Origin of the sequence: Alkalispirochaeta americana (assembly GCF_900156105.1) — a bacterium.
Lineage (GTDB): Bacteria > Spirochaetota > Spirochaetia > DSM-27196 > Alkalispirochaetaceae > Alkalispirochaeta > Alkalispirochaeta americana.
Genome location: NZ_FTMS01000001.1, coordinates 172,644 through 191,516 on the forward strand (window position 1 = coordinate 172,644; position 18,873 = coordinate 191,516).

Consider the following 18,873-nt stretch of genomic DNA (forward strand, 5'->3'; position numbering starts at 1 on the left):
TTTCCGGATCGTATTATACTATGACCCTAGCGGAGCGTGGTGAACATCAAGAAGTAATCCTCCGCTGCCCGGGGCCGGTAATCGACCACGTTGTCCCGGGTTGCCTCAAAGGTCTCCGGCACGTAGAGATAGATGAAGGGAGGATCCTGGTACATATAGTTGTGGAGTTCCTGGTATAGTTTCGCCCGCTCGTTCTGATCGATCGTCACGGAGATCTGCGCCAGGTAGCGATCGATCTCGGGATCGCTCCAGGCCGAGAAACTGGCGTCCCAGCCGTCGAGGGCGCCCTTCAGGCGGGGAAGAGACTCTCCGGACCGTTCGGACCAGCTGTCACCGAAGAGGGGGGGGAGCTGCTTGTCCCCTTCCAGGTCCCAGAAACGTCCCGATTCCATGATGTCCAGGTCAGCCCGGATTCCCACATCGGCCAGGTATCCCTGGACCGCCTCGGCCACCTGTTCAAAGTTGGTGTAGGCTCCGCTGGGAGCGGCAAAGCCGATGCTGAACCCCTCGGGGTAGCCCGCCTCTGCCAGAAGCTGCCGGGCCTTGTCGGGATCGTAGGGGTAGGGTTCTATTGAGTGGTCGTAACCCAGGTTCGATTCGGTCATGAGCCCTGTGGAGAGCCGGGCTCGTCCGCCAAAGAGGCTGTCGATGATCGCCTGACGGTCCACGGCGTAATTCATGGCGCGCCGCACCCGGGCATCCTCGGTGGGTTCGCCCACGCCTGAGGTGAGGTTGTTGAAGGCGATGTAGAAGACCCGGTCGATCGGGTACGTTACGACGTTCACGCCCGAGACGGACTCCAGCGCTTCGGCCTGCTCGTAGGTCAGGCGGTTCACAATGTCAATCTCTCCGGTCTGGATCGCCGCCATGCGGGTTGAGGCCTCGGGAATGGGGCGGTAGATTACGCGGTCTGCCTTGGGCAGGCCCATGCGCCAGTAGTCGGGGTTCCGTTCCAGGATGATCCTGTCCTCCCGAACCCATTCCACAAACTGGAATGGCCCGGTTCCAACGGGAGCCTCGCCGAAGGCATCGTCACCCACCTCCTCGGTGTAGACCGGGGGTACAATATTCCAGTGTTGTGCCATGACGCTCAGAAAGAGAGGGTCCGGCTCCTCGGTGGTTATGCGCAGGGTGTATTCATCAAGAGCCTCTACCTCTTTTGCCCGGGCCCAGCGGTCACTCCACTCCATGACGGGCCGTTGCCCTCTTTCCCAGGAGTAGACCACGGCCTGGGCGTTGAAGGGTTCGCCGTTGTGGAAGGATACGCCCTCCCTCAGGTGAAAGGTGTACTCCGTGCCATCGTCAGAGACCTCCCAGGATTCGGCCAGGGCTGGCTCGATGATGTTCTCATCGTTGGCCCAGACCAGGCTGTCGAACATTTGCCATGAAACATTCTGGGCGTTTCGCTCGGCGGCGATCGATGCATCCAGGGAGTTGGGAAAGTTGGGAACCGCCACTCTGAGGGTGACGAGTTGATCATCCTCCTCCTGTTGGGCCTGGCAGCCTGCGATGATCAGGGCAGCCGCAAGGGTTGCCATAATCGCTGTGGAGGCCAATCGTGTTTTCTTTTTCATGCAATCACTCCTTTTGTGAACACAGGTTTGTGAAATCAAGATAGGGACAAAGGCAAAGATTCATCTTCTCCTTGCTGGAATTATGCCCTATAATGCATTGAGTTCAAAGCATACCAGATTGGGCCGGGCGTGTTTAGTCCCCCCTGTTTCAGGTACATTATGAGTCGGAATGTGTGAAAAATCCATGAGGAAAGAGTATGAAAATGAGAGACGTTCGGGCAATTCTTTTCGATAAAGACGGGACCCTCTTTGACTTTCGGAAGACCTGGATTCCGGTGATGCGAAAGGTCTCCCTGGAGGCCGCCGGAGGTAACCGGGGCCTTTCAGACGAGCTGTTGCGAGCTGCCGGGTACGATCCCGGGACGGATACGTTTCTTCCCGACGGGCCGATCGCGGCGGGGAACTCCGGGGATATCGCCCGGGCCTGGGGTCCCCTGGTTACAGGCTACTCCCTGGAGGATCTTCAGGCGATGATCGATAGCGCCAGCTCCCTGATGGGGCCCGGGGCGTCCGTGGCGGTGTGCGACCTTTCCGGGCTTTTTGGAGAGCTTCGCCGTGCGGGCTACCCCCTGGGGCTGGCTACGAGCGATTCCGAGGCAGCGGCTCGCGCCACCCTGGAGCGGTTTGATCTGGCAGGGTTCTTTTCCTGGATCGCTGGATACGACAGCGGGGATGCGAAAAAACCCGATCCGGCAGTGGTAGAGGCCTTTGCCCGGGCTGTGGGGGTTGATCCCCGGTCCGTGGCGGTGGTGGGTGATACCTGGCACGATCTGGCCATGGGGCGAAACGCCAAAGCGGCGCTGGTGGTGGGGGTCCTCACGGGAGCGCTGGGGCGGGACAAGCTTGAGGGGGGCTGTGATGCGGTCCTGGAGAGCATCGCAGATATTCCCTCGCTCCTGAACTCCCGTTCCGGCCGGGACACAGATGCGATAACAGCACGAGATAAATAGTAAGAGCAATAAATATTTGAATATCGATTCAATTTTTCATTCTGCCCCGGTCGGACCGGTTTTCGGGTGTAGCCCATAGCCCGTTTCCTGTGGTACGATCAGGGACATGATGGAACAATCCGATAATCCTCAGGATATCATGCTTGCCCGGCGCCTGGAACGGATACGATTCCGGGTTGCCGTTATGAGCGGCAAGGGGGGTGTGGGAAAATCGACGATCAGCGCGAATCTTGCCTGGCTCCTGGCCCAGGGAGAACGCGAGACGGGACTCCTGGATACCGATTTGCATGGCCCCAATCTGCCGTTGATGCTGGGAGTGGAGAAGGCCTGTTTTACGCCCCTGGGCGAAGACGAGATAGAGCCCGTTCCGGTGGCTCCTCACCTTCGGCTGGCAAGCGTGGGAAATATCGGTCATGATCCCCGAAAAGCTTTCATCTGGCGCGGACCCATGAAACTGGGTGTGATTCGCCAGTTTCTGGCCTGTGTGGTCTGGTCTGATCTGGATTATCTGGTGATTGATACGCCTCCCGGAACGGGGGACGAGGTGCTTACTATTGGCCAGTATGCTGCTCCTGTAACAGGGGCTGTTATTGTCACGACACCCCAGGATGTGGCGGTGCTGGATGCCCGCAAAAGCGTTGATTTTGCACTCCAAATGAATATCCCCGTTATTGGAATTGTGGAAAACATGTCCGATGGCGAGGGGATGGCGCTCTTCGGTCACGGTGGCGGAGAGCGGGCCGCCAGGGAGCTCTCGGTGCCCTTTTTGGGACGGGTCTCGCTGGATCCGCGCCTGGTGCGCTCCGGCGATACGGGGCGTCCCTTTGTGGCCGACCATCCCGAGACCGCCACGGGGCGTGAGCTTGCGGGGATTCTCGATCGCGTTATGGCCTGGTGCGAGGAGTCACCAGAAGACCCTTCCGGAAAGGATTAAGCAAACGGTGCGAAAACGTTACTCCCGGTCTCATGAAGGGCGGATTGTTCAAAGTGCTCTTGTTTATACCGCAGCCGATCATGGTATAAAGCCTGAACAGATCGATCACGATGCGGTCAAGGTGGTGCGGCGGTTGCAGCAGCACGGCTACGAGGCGTATATCGTTGGCGGTGCGGTGCGAGATCTTCTCCTGGGGAAGAGCCCCAAGGATTTTGATGTCTCCTGTTCGGCCACGCCGGCCCAGATCCGGAAGATCTTCCGCAACAGTCGGGTTATCGGCAAGCGCTTCCGCCTGGTGCATATTCTTTTTCGTGATAAAATCATTGAGGTCTCCACCTTTCGCAGTTGCGAGGCCGAAGGGTTCAAGAACGTCTACGGTTCCATAGAAGAGGATGTGCAACGCCGGGACTTCACCGCCAACGCGCTCTTTCTGGATCCCCTGGACAACCGGGTGATCGATTACGTGGGTGGCGTGGAGCATATCCGCAAGAGAGTGCTGCAACCGGTTATTCCTCTTTCGAGAATTTTCTGTGAAGATCCGGTGCGGATCATCCGGGCCGTGAAGTACGCCCAGGCAGGGTCGTTGCGCCTCCCCTGGCGCGTGACGCGGCGTATCAAGCAGGACCGGGCCCTTCTGGCCGAGGTTCCCTCGAGCCGCATGACCGAAGAGCTCTTCAAGATCCTCTCCACGGGGTCTGCTGGCGCGATCATCGACCAGCTCCTGCGGCTCGATGCGTTTCGCTATATCCTTCCTGTGCCGGCAGAGTTGGCTCTTTCGAACAAGCACTATCGGCAAAAATTGCTTGATCGCCTGGAAGCTCTTGACCGGAAGAGGGCTTCTTCCTCGGAAGGGCTGGATCGAAAGGACCTGCTGTGTTTCTTCTGTGCCGACTATCTGCTGGATTTTGGCCCCTTTGCGGACCAGCAACGAATTCCCTTCCGGGAGGGGTACTACGCCATGAAGGAGTTTCTTCAGCCGGTCACTCCTGCCAACAAGGAAGTCGAAGCCGCCCTGCGGGAAATCTTCCGGAACAAGGGGCGCCTTCTGCGTGAGGAGCCTGCCGAGTACCGCGATGATCATCGCGCCGGCAGGCACCGTCGTCGGCGGCCCAGAAAGAGGTCTGGCGGTGGCAACGAAGGCGGGCGCGCTCCCTCAGGAGCGGCCCCGTCGACGCCGAAGGCGTGACAATAGTTCTTCTGCCCGGTCCTGGTATTCAGGCTCCAGAAGAATCGCCTCTTTCAGGTATTCCTCGGCCTCCGTCAGGCGGTCCGAGGCAAAGGCGGTAACGGCCAGCGCGTAGAGTGTGGTGGCTCTGTCGGCACCGCGATCGAGTGCGCGCTGATAGAACTGGTCGGCCCGGTCGTGGTCGCCTCGCTGGTAATGAATCAGACCCAGAAAATACGGCGGCACGTAGTGATCTTCCTCAATGAAAGCTGCTTGAGTAAAGCTCTCCTCGGCTTCCTCCAGTTCCTGGCGGTGAAAGGCTGAAACTCCCTTCTCGACCCATCCCCGGAAGGTGTTCCGGGAACTGATGTAGGACAGAAAGGCTTCCTCCAGGCGCTCCTGCTCGATCCACCGGAAGGCGCTGCGGTAGACCCGGCGGACATTCTCTTCCAGACTTGCTTCCTCCGAAAGGGCGCTGATGCTGTCCCAGAGAACCCGGTTTATCTCGGGATCCTCGGCGTTCAGGAGAAAGGAGATCATCCCCCAGGCTTGAGGATAGAAGACAGAGCTGCTCTCGAGGACTTCCCGGGGGGTGACCGCCAGAATCTCCTCCAATGCCATGGGTGTGGCTTCGGAGCGCCCTGACAGGATATCCTGCAAGGGATCCAGCCAGTTCAGGTTCTCCCGAAAGCTGATGGTCCGGTACTCCGGATCGTACTGGACTGCCTCAAAATGCAGGGCGAAGCCTTCCCGTATCCACAGGGGCGGGTTTGGCACGAAGGCACGAAAGAACTGGACAAAGCTCTGGTGGACCAGGGCAGGAGGGAGCTGCATCCGCCCCGGGTGGTCATTTCCCTCCCGGCCATGGGCTGCATTTCGGGAGAAATCGAGACCGGCCAGGGTGTTTTTTGCGGGGTCGTCGTAGTGGAGATAGACGAAGTGATGATCTCCCCTCTCCAGGGATTCCGGAAGAAACTGATCGAACTCCCGGGGGCTTCCAAAGAGCTCCACCCGGAAGGGTGTTTCCAGTGTTTCCAGGGGGAAGCGAAACTTCCGGTTGTAGAGGCTCAGCAGTGCTTCCATGGTGTCTGCCACGTCTTCGGCCTCGGCCTGGCTTGTCCGGGAAATAACAAGATAGTGCTCGCTGCGGACCTGATGGGGCCTGCTGTTCCCGTGGGCCGGTTCCGGAAGGGCACCGATTATCATGAGCAGGGAAAAGGCCAGCACCAGCGGGATCGTTGCAGAAACTGATCCTGCCTGTCTTTGCAAGGGTCGGTCGGTCATGGGTTCCTCCATATTGGTAAAACTATCGGCGTCTTTGCAGTACCTGTGTAGTTTTCCGGTCTGTTCGCTCTTCGGCCGGGCTTTTCAATCCTTCAGTCTGGTGCCTTCAGTCCAGTGCCTTCAGTCTAGTGGGTGTCTGTCACGTTATCAATGATAATGTTGAGGGCGTCGATGATGATGCCGGTAAAACGCTCGACGTGATCCACCACGTACTGCTGCAAGCCGTAGATGCTTCCCTTGAGCTCTAGTCGGTAGGGGACGCGCAGATGCACGTCTATCCGGTAGCCCCGGTGGTCGGTGCTGATGCTCACCCTGCTGACGTTGAGACCGGGTGTTTTCTCGGCCACGCAGTGCATGATCATTTGGGTAAGGGCCGCCTCGCTGATAGTGACCGTTCCCTTGCTGCTGAAGGATGGTCTGACTACCGTTTTCTCGTAGGCCTTGTCCCGCTGTACCAGCCCCATGCCGCGTTTCCAGATTACCCGGATCGAGTCTCCCATGATTTTGGGATAGTTTCGTCGAACCTCAATTGAAGGAACGGGTATGACGTGCCGCCCCGAGGTAGTTCGATGGGTGATGGCTGTGCGGATTTCCTCGGCTGTGGCGATCTCTTCTATTCGAATAATCCGTTTTGGTTCCGGCAGTTTCAGGGCGCTGCATATTTTGAGGATCATCCGGTCCGACGTTCCCAGGACAAGAATCTTCTTGAACTTTGATTTCTCGACGGCGTGCCGCACGGTTCGCCGGTGAGACCGTTCGGTGAACAGGGCCGTTCGGACCGCCGCCATGTAGGCCTCCTCCCGCTTCGCCGATTTGCCGGCCACGATCCGCTGGTCTTCGATCAGGAGGCCGTCATCTATCAGGAGGCTGATGCCGTATTTTTCCATGACCAATCGCGCCCGGAAGCTTTTACCGGTGCCGCTTTTGCCGACCAGGGCGTAGACCTGAACCCCCCGGAAAAACCAGAAGAGGTTGGAGAAGAAGTGGCTCATGGGTTTATTGTAGCGCTCCGGGACGAGGGTGGACAAGCTTTTGCGGCCAGCCCATCGGCCCGGACCAGTATTTCTGCAAGATTCCCGAAGGCCGCCGCCAGGTTTCTGGCTCCCTCAGGAGGAAGGGGAGCTGTCCAGCTTGCGGAGAGGCCGGGAATTATCAGGGCTCGTGCGTGAAGAAGGTAATGAGAACCAAACCTGCCGACAGGCCGGGAGGCGGTTCCAGCGGGCTTTCGGGGCTGGTACTTTCTGTCTCCCTCCAGGGGATAGCCGGCGGCGGCGCAGTGACACCGGATCTGGTGGGTTCGTCCGGTGTGAGGGATCACTGCTGCCAGGGTGGATTTCCTGTCTCCGACCAGGGGGATTATCTCGGTTCGGGCCGGAGCGTAGCGCGGGGGTTCTTTGGGGGAAAAGTCCTGGAGCGAACCCCGGGGATAGGCCTTTCGTTTCTCGTTGAGGTAACACAGGGGCAGATCCACCGAGAGGGGGTCCGTGAGGCGGCCCTGCAGGACCGCCAGGTATAATTTTACCGTCCCGCCTTCGGTCTGGAAGGCCTGGCTGAGGTCCTGGGCACCCCGGGTTGAAAGGGCAAAGAGTTGTACCCCCGTGGTGTTGCGATCCAGCCTGTGGACCGGCCCGGGCCGGAAACTGAGACTCTCCTTCCACCACCCCCGGGCCCGGGCGATGTCCCGAAGGATTCCTTCGAGGGAAGCCGGACCCTGGGAGGATAGCCCCTGGGGTTTGGAAAGGGCGATCCAGTGGGGTGTCCGTTCCAGGATGGGAATAGTCCAGGAGCCGGCGATGATCTGGTCGTTCTGCAGGCGGGGCTCGTGGGCCGTTTCCCGGGTTTTTTCGGGTGACCCCGACGGAGAGGGCTCTTCCTGTGAGCTCTCCCAGGAGGGGGCTGTTATGATATCGCCTTCCTGGAGGCGGCTATTGTGGTGGCAGCGTCTGCCGTTTACCCGCACTGCACCGCGTCGGACTGCCCGGGCCAGGGCTCCCGGGGGAATCTGGGGGAAAGCTTTTCTCAGGACCCGATCCAGCCGGCGCTGGTGATCGTCGTTTTTGACCGCAAGAGATATCATGCCGTGATTGTAGCTGCTTCAGGCAGACTTGACAAAGGGCAGATACAGCGGTGAAACTCTCCCGGTGCGCAATCCGTCTTTCCACTATGTATATGATCTCGTTTCGAGCCGAATTTTTCTGGCGGGTTTTTTTAGCTGGTTTCTCGCGCAGTTCCTGAAGATGGTAATCGATTACGGGCGGGGAAAAACCCGAGGGTCCCGGGATATGGTGGCTGTCTTTATCTGGAAAACCGGGGGCATGCCCTCGAGCCATTCAGCCCTGGTAACGGGTCTGGCCACGGCGATCGGCTTCTCCCAGGGGGGGAGTTCTCCCCTGTTTGTGCTTTCGCTTTTTTACGGGGGGCTGATCATTCGGGATGCCCTGGGTGTGCGCCGTGCTTCGGGCCTCCAGGCGCAGGCTCTGAACCGCCTGGGACGGGAGCTTTCCCAAAAGATGGATATCCCCTTTTTGCCGGTGAAAGAGGTGAGCGGCCACACCCTTTCCGAGGTCTGTGTGGGGGCGCTCCTCGGGTTTGTCATCGCCACCGGATTTATTCTCCTTTGATATGGCTCGTCAGAACGATCGCCACACCCATCTGGTCCGGATTTTTCTGGTGGTACTCCTGATCCTGGCCTCGTCAATAGCGATGATGAGGGCTGCTCCCGGTGATACCAAGGCCATGGCTGCTCCCTGGAGTTCCTTCGAGGTGATTCTGGTCCCCGAGGAGGAGTCTCTCCAGGAGGTGAGGCAGCGCCTGGTGGATGCAGGAAAGGCGCCTTTGGACCGGTATACCGCCACGGTGGAGGTGGAAGATTTTTTCCAGAAAAGTCATATCCCCGTGGCTGAACTGGCTTCCCGCTTTGATCAGGGAGATCCCCGGCTTGATCCGTTCCTGCGAGCTCTGCCGGAACTCTTCCGGGGGCGCCTGGATACGCAGGAGATGGAGTTGATTTTTCTCCCCACCCAGCGCTCCCTCCAGGGGTTGGTCGAGGGAGAGGGCGTCGCCGGGGAGCGGGCCCGTATCAGGGGGAGAGAGGAGCTCCTCCTCCTTCTTGAGGGGCTGTCTGTAGAGATCGCCGGTTCCGGCAGATCGCCCTCCCCCTTTGCCGGTGCTTCTGCGGCGGTGGCAGCCCTGGCGTCGCTGGTGTTTGTACGCCGCCGGTGGTGGCCGGTGGTACTGGCGGGGGTGGTGACGGTCCTTTATGGCGTCGGCTCCGGCCCTGTGGAAGAGGCCGGGGCAGTGCTGCTCTTTCTTGCCTGGGCGATATGGCAGGATCACTCCGCCCGGAGGGAGGTGGAGTGGCTTTCCTACAGAGTCCCTCCAGGAAAGGACAGGGAGTTTCTGCGTGTCTCCGTCTCTGCGGCGGTGGCGGCGGGTATCACCGTGGCGGTGATCGTTGGAAGCCACAGAGCTGCCGGCTCCCGAGGGGTTCTGTCGTTTCTTCTTTTTTTCCTTGTTCTGGGGTTTCTCTGGCTTCTCTCTTTTTTCGTCGGAGTCTGGAGGGAAGATCGACGGGAGCACCGGCTTTTTATCTCCCGGCAGATTCTTGCCGGACGGCCTCCTGCCCGTCCGGTGGTGTTCCGGATAGCTGCCGGTGGTGCTCTTCTTGCTGTTCTGGCTGTGCCGCTTCTTCTTTCCCTGGCTGAAGGTCCCCGAGCTGTTTCTTCTGCCCCTGCTTCCGGAACGGGCGGGCTGGTTATTCCCGTTCCCTGGCAGGTGCCGAAGGGCGATCAGGACATGTCCTGGGATGAGCAGGTTCTCTCGGTGGGGTTGAAACGCCCCCCCGGAGAATATCCTCTCTCCATAGCGGGCTATCTGGCTCACCGCAGGTACCAGCAATCACTGCTCTACGGAGGAGATTTCTCTGTGCCCGACCTGGGAGAACGGATCGAACTGACTCGCTTTACCCGGGAGGAAGGGCGAATCATGGATTTCCCCGAAACCAGGCTGGTCTTTGACCTGGCCTGGCTGGAGGCCCAGTTTGAACCTTCGCCCCAGTCGGTTTATCGGCTTTTCACCTCCGAGGGAACGCGGACGATGATCGCTCATCGGGAGCTGAAGTTGCGCCCGGTCCTGGAGGCCCGGGCGGGGTGGGCCTTTCTTGCCTTTCTTGCAGGCGGATTGGCTCTTGTCGGTGGTATGCGCTTGCCCTACCGGAGTCGGCTTGGTACGGTTGGGCTTGCCTCGAGAAAAGTGGAGTAGCAACTATGGGTTCTATTAATATTGGGATGCGTGGTATCAGAGGAAAGGCTGTCAGGGAGCGTTCTGTCAGCAGAGTTGGCGTTGGTGGAATCCGCCCGCTGCGGGAAGAACGGCAACTTGAGGGGGGCTTCTGGAATGCCGCGGTGCCTGCGGTGTGTGTCGTGCCGTTGCAACAGCACGCGGGAAGTCTGGTGTCGCCGCTGGTGCGTCGGGGAGACCAGGTGCGAGAGGAGATGCCGATTGCCGATGGGTCGGGGCGGTTTGCGCTTCCCGTGCATGCACCGGTTCCCGGTCGCGTTGCCACGGTGGGGATGACAGAGCTCCTGGATGGCACCCGAAGTCTCGCTGTAAAGATCGAGCTTTCGGGTGAGTTCGATCGCCTGGGGCGGCAGCGGGAAGAAAATGAATGGGAGGGGCTGGAGCCGGAAGAACTGCGAGGTCTGGTTCGGAACGCCGGCATTATTTTGAGCGGCCGTTCCCCCGTGCCCCTTCATCTGTACCTTCGACGGGGGTGGGATGTGGTCCCCCCCGTGGTGGTTCTTGATATGGCCGAGACCGAGCCGTACATGACGGCAAACAGGGAAATAGCCATCCATTATGCCCGGGAAGTCCTTACGGGTTTTCAGATCGCCGCCAGGATTGCCCGGGCCGAAAGATGGCACATTGTGGCCGTCCGGGGCGATCGCGGGGCGTGCCGGGCGGTGCGCCAGGCCAGCGCGGGAACTGCCTGGAGAAAAACCCTTCGAATCCATCGGGTTGCCCGGCGTTACCCGGCAAATCTGGAGGAACAGATACGCCGGAAGGTCTTGTCGTACAGGGCTCTCCGCGAGGAGAGCGGGACCGTTCTGGTGATCGACCCCGCTGCTGCTCTGGCCGTCTACGAGGCGGTGGTCCTGGGAAAGCCCCAGACAGATCAGGTGGTAGCCGTGGGAGGGGGGGCTGTGAAGCGGCCGGCCCACGTGCGGGTGAAGGTAGGAACGCCTGTGGCCGATATATTTGCTGAATGCGGAGCGCTGCGGTCTGCGCCGGCCCGGATTATTGCTGGAGGACCGCTTACGGGAAGGGCTATTCACAACATTGAAGCACCTCTCCCCAAGGGGGTTTCGGCCCTTCTTGCCCTTACCCACGAAGATGTGCGGGCCGGTGCAGAAATGGCCTGCCTCTCCTGCGGGGCCTGCCTGCGAGCCTGCCCGGCTGGAATCTTCCCCGTCCAGGTTTGCAACGTCCTGGCCGAGGGGCCTGGCGGGGAGGCTGCGTCGGACTTGATGCGGTGTGTTGAGTGCGGTCTGTGCGCTCACGTCTGTCCTTCCCGCATCCCTCTGGTGGAGCGGTTGCGGCGAGGCAAGAGAATGCAGAGAAAACATGCAGAGGGGTGGTTATGAACGATAGAGTTGCTGCAGGAGCTGTAGAGCTCCCGCAGTTTCCTCATTCCTTTCGGTATCTCACCGTCCACGGGATCTACTGGAGGCTTGTCGTGGCCGCAGCAATCCCGGTAATAGCGGGGGTGCTGCGGGGCGGTGTTCCGGCTCTGATCCTGGTGGTAGCCTCCGTAACGGGAGCGGTCCTGGCCGATCTGCTTGCCGCTGCGTTGCTTTCGGGACAATCGGCCCTTCCCTCGGAGGGGCGGGCGGTCTATCTCGGCCTGGTGGTGGCCGCCCTGTTGCCGGTATCGGTGGATCCGGTCATCGCCACGGCGGCCTCGCTGCTGACGGTCTTTGCCGGAGTCTGGCTTTTTGGCGGACCGGGGCGGTACTGGATTCATCCTTCTCTGGTGGGAATCGCCCTGGCGGGAGCCCTGGTTCCTTCGGCGGGAACGGTCCTTGAGGGAGGAGGGGCGACGCTCTTCTCCTTTCTTCCGGAATTGCTTTCTCAGGCTGTGCCTTCCCTTGAGCATTTTCTTCTGGAGCCCTTGGGCGTCCGGGTTCCCCGGGAGGCCTGGAGTCTCATTCTGGGAGAGACGGGGCTTTCGGGATCTGCCATGACGGCGGGGCTGGTTTGGCCGTCGCTTCTGGGGGCGATGATTGTTTTCGGTGAGGATCTTGCGCCAGCGGTAACGTCCCTTCTCTTTCTTCTCTCCTATCTGGGGCTGGTGTGGCTCCTGGGGGGGCTTCCCCTGGGGGAGGGGCTTGCCGGGGGAGATCCGCTTCAGGCGATGTTTATGACCAACGCGGTCTTTGTTCTTGTCTTTGTCCTGGCTGATCCCGGTAGTCGACCTTCCTCCCGGGGGGGGATGGCTGCCTTCGGTATTCTGGCGGGATCCCTGGCTGCCCTCTTCTGGGTTTCCCGGGAGGTGGTGATCCCTGCAACAGCAGCGGTTTTTATCGCCGGCTTTTTTATTCCTCTTCTGGATATTCTGGTATGCAAGGTGAGGCGGTGGTGAAGGAATCCTTGCAACGAACAGGAAAAACCCTGGGGCTGGTTCTGGGCGTGCTCCTGGTGGTTCTGACGGCTCATCTGGTCTTTGGCCCCGGAGCGGAACGAATTCAGGCCAGGGAATTGGCCCGGGCGCTCCGGGAGGTATCCCATGGTGCGGAGATGGCCCCGCAGGGGGTGACTCTGGAGGGCCGGGACTACTGGGAGGTCCCCTCCACAGGGGGAGTAGTGATCCGGACCAGCGCCCGGGGGTATCAGTCCCGGCTGGATTTGCTCTTGTATCTCCGGGAGAATCTTTCCCTTGACCGGTTTCTTGTCGTCCAGGGCTACGAAGGGCCCTATCTGGAGCAACTCCTCTCCCGGGGAACGCTCGATGGGCTCAGCGGGGCCACCTGGACGAGAGGTGCCATTGAACAGGCTCTGGTGAGCGCCCGGCAGGACCTCATCAGGACAAGAGAGGCTGTGGAATGAACCGAGACATAATAAAGGGTGTAGCCGAGGGGAATCCTCTGTGGGTGACCCCCCTGGCTTTGCCCCTTGCCCTCTTCGCGAGTCAATCCTGGTATATGACAGCGATCTTCGCTCTGGCTGTTCCTCTGTTGCTGGTGCTCACTCATGCCATCGCGGCACTTCTGGAGCGCTGGTTTCCGCCAGATTATTCGTTGCTGGTGGTGTTGCTCGTGGGGGGAGCGCTCATTTCGTTAACAGAGTTGGGCCTTGCCTTTGCCGGAATCATCCTGCCCACCCGGGCGCTTTATCTTTTTCGATCCATCGCTGTCTCGGGGGTGATGCTCTGGCCGGTGAGAGAGGGCTGTCGCCGGGGTGAATCCTATGCGGATCGGATCTGCCGAATAACAGGGTTGGCCTTGGGTTTTCTTGTGGGTCTTGTGATATTATCGGTTATACGCATTCCCATTATCCAGGGGGGCTTCAAGCCGGCCAACTCTGTTGCGTTCGGTCTTTTTCTGCTCGCCCTGGGGCGTATTGTGGTAAATAAAGTGTCCGTCCGGGGAGATTCCCCGCACAAGGAGAATCATTAGACATGCAACTTGGAGCCTTGCTGCTGACCGCGGCGGTGGCACAGAATGTTGTGCTGGTCCATTTTCTGGCGCCCTGGCCCCTGCCTGATCTGGTTCGATCGGTTCGGCGGAGTGTTCTTTTTTCTCTCGGTATAACGCTTGCACTGGTATGGGTCTCCCTGCTCTATGGAGCTCTTTTCCGGTTTGTTCTGCTTCCGCTTTCTCTGGAGTATCTGGCAACGGTTTCCCTTCTGGGGGTGCTGGCCTTCTCCTCTGCCGGAGGAATCGCGCTGGTTTCGTTTTTTTCCCCTTTCTCCCGGGAGCACTGCGCCCGGGTTCTCCCGGTGGTCTTCTTTAACAGCACCCTCTTTGTGGTGCCCATGGCGATCGCCGCCGAGGTGGATTCCCTCCGCCTCATGCCTGCCGTGGCTGCGGCGGCAGGGCTGGGGCTTTTTTGTGCGCTGGTTCCTGTCGCGGCTGTCATACGACACCTCCAGGGGGTTCGCTTGCCCCGGGTCCTTCGGGGTGAGGTGATCGTGCTTCTGGCTGCTGCAGTTTTTGCCCTGGCGCTTCAGCAGATCGATGGCCTGCTTGCTTCATTTATTTATCCGCTGTGGTAACTACAGGATGTGGCGATGCCTTCCAGATACAGATGGATCATCCCGGCCGGGTTGCACGGCAAAGGAGGAGAGAGTAAACTTCGCTCGGTGTTATGAGTTCGATTAACCTCATTCTTGGTTCCCACAATAGCCAAATTCTCGATCTCTCCGAAGCTGATCAAAAAGCTCAGTATGAGTATAGTATCAAGCCGTTTCTAAAGCTTCTCTACAATCGGAGGGATCTGAACTTTACGCTCTACTATTCTGGACTTCTTCTGGAGTGGCTGGAGAAACACCATTCCGAGTTTGTCGATGTTCTCCTGGAGATGGTTCGGCGAAAGCAGGTAGAGCTTCTGGGGGGAGCCTTTTTTGAGCCTCTCTTGCCTCTGATTCCCAAGACGGACAGAATTGGTCAAATCGAGCGCATGACCACCCATCTGCGCAAGTGCTTTGGTCGACGCCCTCGGGGCGCGTGGGTTCCTGAAAGCGTCTGGGATCAGCGGATCGCGGCGAGCATGAATACCGGCGGGCTGGATTACGTCCTCTTGCGGGAGTCCGTATTTGGCGGAGGGCTCCCTCTGGAGAACCAGTTCTGGCCCGTCCTGACCGAGGATCAGGGGAAAACCCTTCTTGTTCTTCCCGTGGCGCATCATCTGAGTGAGACGCTCTTTCAGCAGACCCCTGAGGATGTGATGGCCTTCCTGAGGCGTGTGAACGAAGAGAATCCCCCACGGCAGGGAGGGGACAATTCAGCCCTGCGGCCCGTGGTGGCCCTGATGTTTAACGGAGCTCAAATTGGCTACAGCCCCGAGCAATCCGCTGCGGCCATGGTGTGGTACGAGCGGTTTCTGGATCTGGTGACGGCAAACCGGGACTGGATTCATGTGGATGTGCCCGGCAGAATGCTTCAGCAGGGACGGCCCGTGGATCGTGTCTATGCACCGGCCAGCACGGTATCGGCCCTCCTGGGGCGGTTGTCGCCGAAGGGAGCCTCCGAGGAAGATCGGGAACCACCGGGAAGTGGCGAGGCACTCCGGATGGAGAAGAGCAGTTTCCGCTCGATCATGGAGATGTATCCCGAGAGTGCACGTCTCTACGCCCGAATGCAGCATACCCATGTGCTGGTAAACCAGATTCGCGGGGACAAGTACCGGAAAATGACGGCCCGCGAGGAGCTGTGGCGGGGGCAAAGCCATTTTGCTTACTGGCCAAACAGCTCCGGGGGAATCTATCGGTCAAATCTGCGCAAGGCTACCTACGCGGCTCTGATAGAGGCCGAAAAGACCACGCGGGAGCGGGGCGTTTTTATTCCGGCTATCTCCCGGGTCGATGTGGATCTGGATGGCCGCGAAGAGGTTTTGTACCAGGGAAACGAGATTAACGCCTATCTTCACCGCTTTGGTGCACGCCTCTTCGAGCTGGATTGCATCAGCAAGAACTGGAATTATCTGGATACCTTTCAGCGGTGCCCCGAGGAATTCCACGACGAGGCCACGGTGACGGCCGGGTACGACCTCTGGCCCAGGGCCGGTTTTGTGGACCACCTCCTCCTGCCCGAAAACACCGCTGCCGAGTTCTCCCGAGGGGAGCGGCGCTCTCTCTGTGACATCTCTTCCCTGGAATACCAGATCAAATCTCTTGACAAGGATCACAACGCTGTCGTTTTTCGGGGCACCTGCCGAACGGATGATACCCTGGTGGAGTTGGTCCTGCAGAAGCGGTATCGCTTTATCAAGAACCGTATCGAGGTTGACTATGAGATCGAGAACACCGGGATGGAAGCTCTGGAGGCGGTCTTTGCTGTGGAGCTGAATCTCTCCTTCCATTCCCTTGAGGTGGACAGTCTGCGCCTGCACGTCCGTCAGGGGCGCTTGCGACAGGAGATCGCCCCCGATATGACTGAGCTTCAGGGGATATCGGACATTCAGTTTCATGATTTGCGCAATAACACGAGGATTCAGGTCAATCCGGGGGAACGGCCCGATCTGTGGAGCTTTCCCGTGGAGGCCGTCGGGTTTCTGGGAGATCGCCTTCACTGGTTTTACCAGTCAAACTGTAGTGTCTTTCGCTGGCCGCTGAATCTCTCCCCGGGCGAGGCCCGGACCATCTCCCTTTCCGTCAAAGTGGAACAGAATCGATAACCCCCTCCACCTTCCGGGGGGCTCTGATCCGGGAGCGGTGCCTGGCCTGTGGGGTGCTCTTCAGGAGCCTCCCTGGAAGGTTCTCCGCTGGAGGATTCCTTCAGTCCAGGGCCGGACTTCCTGGGAGAGCGGCCCCCGGGCTGCCAGAAGAAACTCCGCGAAGGCCGGTTCCCGGCGCCCGTCAAAGTAGAGGGCTTGTCCCAAATAAAACCGTACCCGGTGCTCAAGATCCTGGCTCAAGGGGAGTTCCAGAATATTTCGCAGGAGTTCCGTGGTGCGGGCGTAGTCCCCCTTCTCGAAATGGCCAGTGATAACCTGTGCCACCGTTCGCTCCGTCCCTTCTGTTGCGGAATCGCGCTCCTGGGGAAGAATCCGGGGGATCGGGTTGAAGAGCTGGTCCCGGGGGGCATCTTCCAGAAGGCGTGCCAGGCTGCGCCGGGTTTCGGGGTGCAACTCCTGGGGCTGTCCCTGATAGGGGATGTCCCGAACGATCAGCCGATGGCTTCCCGGGACAGCCTCGCTGGACAGTTCCAGCATCGGTAGCGGGGCGGGGCGTTTGGGAGGGCTTGTCAGCCGAAGGTGGGAGTGGATGGTTCCCCGGAGGGGTATTTCTGTAGACTCCCGGAGTACGTTCGATCCGGGAACGATCTCCACGGACCCTCTCTCGACGAGAGAGGTGTCGAAGACCCCGTAATAGTAGGCTACACCGGGGATGGCGTGGTCAACGAACCGTCGGGTATCGCTGTCGATGCGTTCCAGCAAGGTTGCTTCTGCCAGGGCTGTGTCGTCGGTCAGGGGCTTCAGGCTGCGGTAGATCGCCAGCTCCCGGCCTCCCCGGGAGGGGGTGAACCGGAGAACCACCACCGTGTCCTGGGGCTGGGCCACCAGATCGTAGACGCGGGCAGCCCGGTCTTCTTCGGTATCGAGTCGGGAGACCTTCACGGGGCGAATTGTCTTGTTCCGGAAGGGAACAAAGACGGGAAACTCCTGGTCCTCGCTGTCTACCGCTACCACGGCGTAGAAATAGGATCCCACCTCGGGAGGGGTATCGAGATAGGTCTCCACTCCCGGGTATGTGGTGTGAAGGTGTTGAGCTCCGGGAAAGGTCTCAGGGGTGATTTCCCGGGTGTGGCGGTAGATGCGATAGGTTCCGCCAGGGAGATCCTGGGAATCTCTCCAGGTGAGGCGGATCTGGGGGTCCCGAAGGGCAACGCGAAGCCGTGATACAAAGGGGGCAAAGACCTCCTGCCTCGCTTCGTCCGTCTGCTCCCTGGGAGGGGTTTCCCCGGGCTGAGTTTCTCCCTGGAGGGGAGATGGTCCTGTAACCGCAACGGCGATCATGAAGATAAGAAAAAACCGGGATGTCCTTCGATTCATGCACTCCTCCCTTGTCTAGTCATCGGCATGGACGCGCCCCTTCCGTAGCCCCGGAAGGGTGTAAAAGGCTTCCGGAGGTGCGATCGCCCGGGAAACGGATCAATCGGGAGCTCACGCCCCGTTCAAAAACCAGATGACCCTTCAGGACGATGGCTCCTTCCGGATGATGCCCCCCTTCAGGAAAAGGACGAGAAGGGATGGGGGAGAAGTTCTCCCAGGGTGAGGGTCCGCTCTATTCCCTGGAGACTTGCCAGATGGATCGGCGTGGAGGGAGGGCAAAACTCCTGGATTACCTGGAGGCAGAGGGCGCAGGGCACCGCCGGGGGGGAGGCATCGGTGACTACCATAATCCGGGCAACAGAAATGGTGCCGTAGCGGGCGATGGCGGTGAAGAGGGCGTTTCGCTCTGCACAGACCGTGGCGCCGTAGCTGGCGTTTTCCACGTTGCACCCTGTGATGATATCCCGGGGGTTGTCCAGCAGAAGGGCTGCTCCTACCTTGAAGCCCGAGTAGGGCGTGTAGGCCTTCTGACGGGCCTCCAGGGCCTTGTGAAAGAGTTGTTCCTGTTCGTCCATAGGAAGGGTATTGTATCGTCCGGGGTGAAAGGGTGCAATGTTTTCTTCGGTTTTCATGGCTCCGGGGCCTTTCCCGGCGCCGGGAATTTTCCGGCCTTGGGCACCGCCTATTGGCCGGGAAGGATGGTGGAATAGACATAGCCCCGGGGCCCCTGGCGGGGAATCTCCTGGAGATACTGCAGAAGTTCCTGCCGGCTCCACCAGGAACGGGATAGCACCAGCCGGTGGGTCTCGTCGAGGGAAAAATTATGGCGGTATGGGCCAAGTCGTTCCAGTCGGAGAATTGCCCGGAGCATGACATCGGGGTCTTCCGGATTGAAGCAGATTCGCACCGACCTGACCGCCCGGGAGAGTCCTGCCAGGATCTCATCTTCCTCGTTCTGGTAATGAACCGAGAGAAAATCGGGAATTCCCTGCCGGGAGATTTCCCGATCCACCGGGGATGGTTCCTGGAGGTGTTCTGCTTCCATGAGGACCATCCGTCCCTGTTGACGGCGAACAGCCCGGCGAAGCGCCCCGGGGACGGGGCCCGCCGCCAGGGCGAGGCCACCCCGGGGAATAAAGGTGGAAAAATGTGCAACCTCCCGGGAGGAGGGAAAGATGGCCATGGCTTTTCCCTGTT

Annotated in this window: 18 protein-coding genes; 11 read left to right on the plus strand and 7 right to left on the minus strand. The window is 59.7% G+C overall.

Annotation, left to right across the window (positions count from 1 at the left end; all coding sequences use genetic code 11):
* Positions 1–26: 26 nt before the first annotated feature.
* A complete protein-coding gene (locus BW950_RS00745; RefSeq protein WP_076487376.1) occupies positions 27–1,574 on the minus strand; it encodes an ABC transporter substrate-binding protein in 1,548 nt (515 codons plus the stop codon).
* A gap of 197 nt (positions 1,575–1,771) precedes the next feature.
* Here BW950_RS00745 and BW950_RS00750 point away from each other — a divergent pair, with 197 nt between their 5' ends.
* The 3 genes from BW950_RS00750 (at position 1,772) to pcnB (ending at position 4,644) form a co-directional block, all read left to right on the plus strand.
* Entirely contained in the window at positions 1,772–2,524 is a 753-nt protein-coding gene (locus BW950_RS00750; protein WP_076487377.1) for an HAD family hydrolase, read from the plus strand.
* 106 nt (positions 2,525–2,630) lie between these two features.
* Complete coding sequence (locus tag BW950_RS00755) at positions 2,631–3,458, plus strand: Mrp/NBP35 family ATP-binding protein (RefSeq protein ID WP_076487378.1); 828 nt, start codon at positions 2,631–2,633, stop codon at positions 3,456–3,458.
* A gap of 7 nt (positions 3,459–3,465) precedes the next feature.
* Positions 3,466–4,644 (plus strand): polynucleotide adenylyltransferase PcnB, encoded by a 1,179-nt coding sequence (pcnB, locus tag BW950_RS00760; RefSeq protein WP_076487379.1) that lies wholly within the window; start codon positions 3,466–3,468, stop codon positions 4,642–4,644.
* On the opposite strand, the gene BW950_RS00765 is transcribed toward pcnB, so the two are convergent.
* From BW950_RS00765 to BW950_RS00775, 3 genes are all read right to left on the minus strand, one after another.
* Complete coding sequence (locus tag BW950_RS00765) at positions 4,612–5,907, minus strand: tetratricopeptide repeat protein (RefSeq protein WP_076487380.1); 1,296 nt, start codon at positions 5,905–5,907, stop codon at positions 4,612–4,614. The genes pcnB and BW950_RS00765 overlap by 33 nt on opposite strands.
* A 125-nt stretch (positions 5,908–6,032) precedes the next feature.
* Positions 6,033–6,899 carry a hypothetical protein gene (locus tag BW950_RS00770; RefSeq protein ID WP_076487381.1) on the minus strand — a complete coding sequence of 289 codons (867 nt, stop codon included), beginning with the start codon at positions 6,897–6,899 and terminating at the stop codon, positions 6,033–6,035.
* The gene (locus tag BW950_RS00775; RefSeq protein ID WP_076487382.1) at positions 6,896–7,984 is read right to left on the minus strand and encodes an RluA family pseudouridine synthase; all 1,089 of its coding nucleotides are present in this window, start codon (positions 7,982–7,984) and stop codon (positions 6,896–6,898) included. The genes BW950_RS00770 and BW950_RS00775 overlap by 4 nt, the downstream gene beginning before the upstream one ends.
* 28 nt (positions 7,985–8,012) lie before the next feature.
* Here BW950_RS00775 and BW950_RS00780 point away from each other — a divergent pair, with 28 nt between their 5' ends.
* The 8 genes from BW950_RS00780 to BW950_RS00815 all read left to right on the plus strand — a co-directional run bounded on the left by BW950_RS00780 (position 8,013) and on the right by BW950_RS00815 (position 16,299).
* Positions 8,013–8,528 (plus strand): divergent PAP2 family protein, encoded by a 516-nt coding sequence (locus BW950_RS00780; protein ID WP_234968991.1) that lies wholly within the window; start codon positions 8,013–8,015, stop codon positions 8,526–8,528.
* Position 8,529: 1 nt separating this feature from the next.
* Positions 8,530–10,167 (plus strand): hypothetical protein, encoded by a 1,638-nt coding sequence (locus BW950_RS00785; RefSeq protein WP_076487384.1) that lies wholly within the window; start codon positions 8,530–8,532, stop codon positions 10,165–10,167.
* 5 nt (positions 10,168–10,172) lie between these two features.
* Positions 10,173–11,549 (plus strand): RnfABCDGE type electron transport complex subunit C, encoded by a 1,377-nt coding sequence (locus BW950_RS00790; RefSeq protein WP_083943620.1) that lies wholly within the window; start codon positions 10,173–10,175, stop codon positions 11,547–11,549.
* A complete protein-coding gene (locus BW950_RS00795; protein WP_076487386.1) occupies positions 11,546–12,547 on the plus strand; it encodes an RnfABCDGE type electron transport complex subunit D in 1,002 nt (333 codons plus the stop codon). The genes BW950_RS00790 and BW950_RS00795 overlap by 4 nt, the downstream gene beginning before the upstream one ends.
* Entirely contained in the window at positions 12,526–13,011 is a 486-nt protein-coding gene (locus BW950_RS00800; protein ID WP_076487387.1) for a hypothetical protein, read from the plus strand. Before BW950_RS00795 ends, BW950_RS00800 begins: the two co-directional genes overlap by 22 nt.
* On the plus strand, positions 13,008–13,580 hold the full coding sequence (locus BW950_RS00805; protein ID WP_076487388.1) for an Rnf-Nqr domain containing protein: 573 nt from the start codon (positions 13,008–13,010) through the stop codon (positions 13,578–13,580). The genes BW950_RS00800 and BW950_RS00805 overlap by 4 nt, the downstream gene beginning before the upstream one ends.
* A 2-nt stretch (positions 13,581–13,582) precedes the next feature.
* Entirely contained in the window at positions 13,583–14,179 is a 597-nt protein-coding gene (locus BW950_RS00810; protein ID WP_076487389.1) for an Rnf-Nqr domain containing protein, read from the plus strand.
* Between the two features lie 92 nt (positions 14,180–14,271).
* Positions 14,272–16,299 (plus strand): alpha-amylase/4-alpha-glucanotransferase domain-containing protein, encoded by a 2,028-nt coding sequence (locus tag BW950_RS00815; RefSeq protein WP_076487390.1) that lies wholly within the window; start codon positions 14,272–14,274, stop codon positions 16,297–16,299.
* 60 nt (positions 16,300–16,359) lie between these two features.
* Here BW950_RS00815 and BW950_RS00820 read toward each other — a convergent pair whose 3' ends face one another.
* From BW950_RS00820 to BW950_RS00830, 3 genes are all read right to left on the minus strand, one after another.
* A complete protein-coding gene (locus tag BW950_RS00820) occupies positions 16,360–17,676 on the minus strand; it encodes a fibronectin type III domain-containing protein (RefSeq protein WP_076487391.1) in 1,317 nt (438 codons plus the stop codon).
* A gap of 176 nt (positions 17,677–17,852) precedes the next feature.
* The gene (gene cdd / locus BW950_RS00825) at positions 17,853–18,308 is read right to left on the minus strand and encodes a cytidine deaminase (protein WP_234968992.1); all 456 of its coding nucleotides are present in this window, start codon (positions 18,306–18,308) and stop codon (positions 17,853–17,855) included.
* Between the two features lie 50 nt (positions 18,309–18,358).
* Positions 18,359–18,859, minus strand: a complete 501-nt coding sequence (locus BW950_RS00830; protein WP_076487392.1) for a hypothetical protein — start codon at positions 18,857–18,859, stop codon at positions 18,359–18,361.
* Between the last annotated feature and the right edge of the window lie 14 nt (positions 18,860–18,873).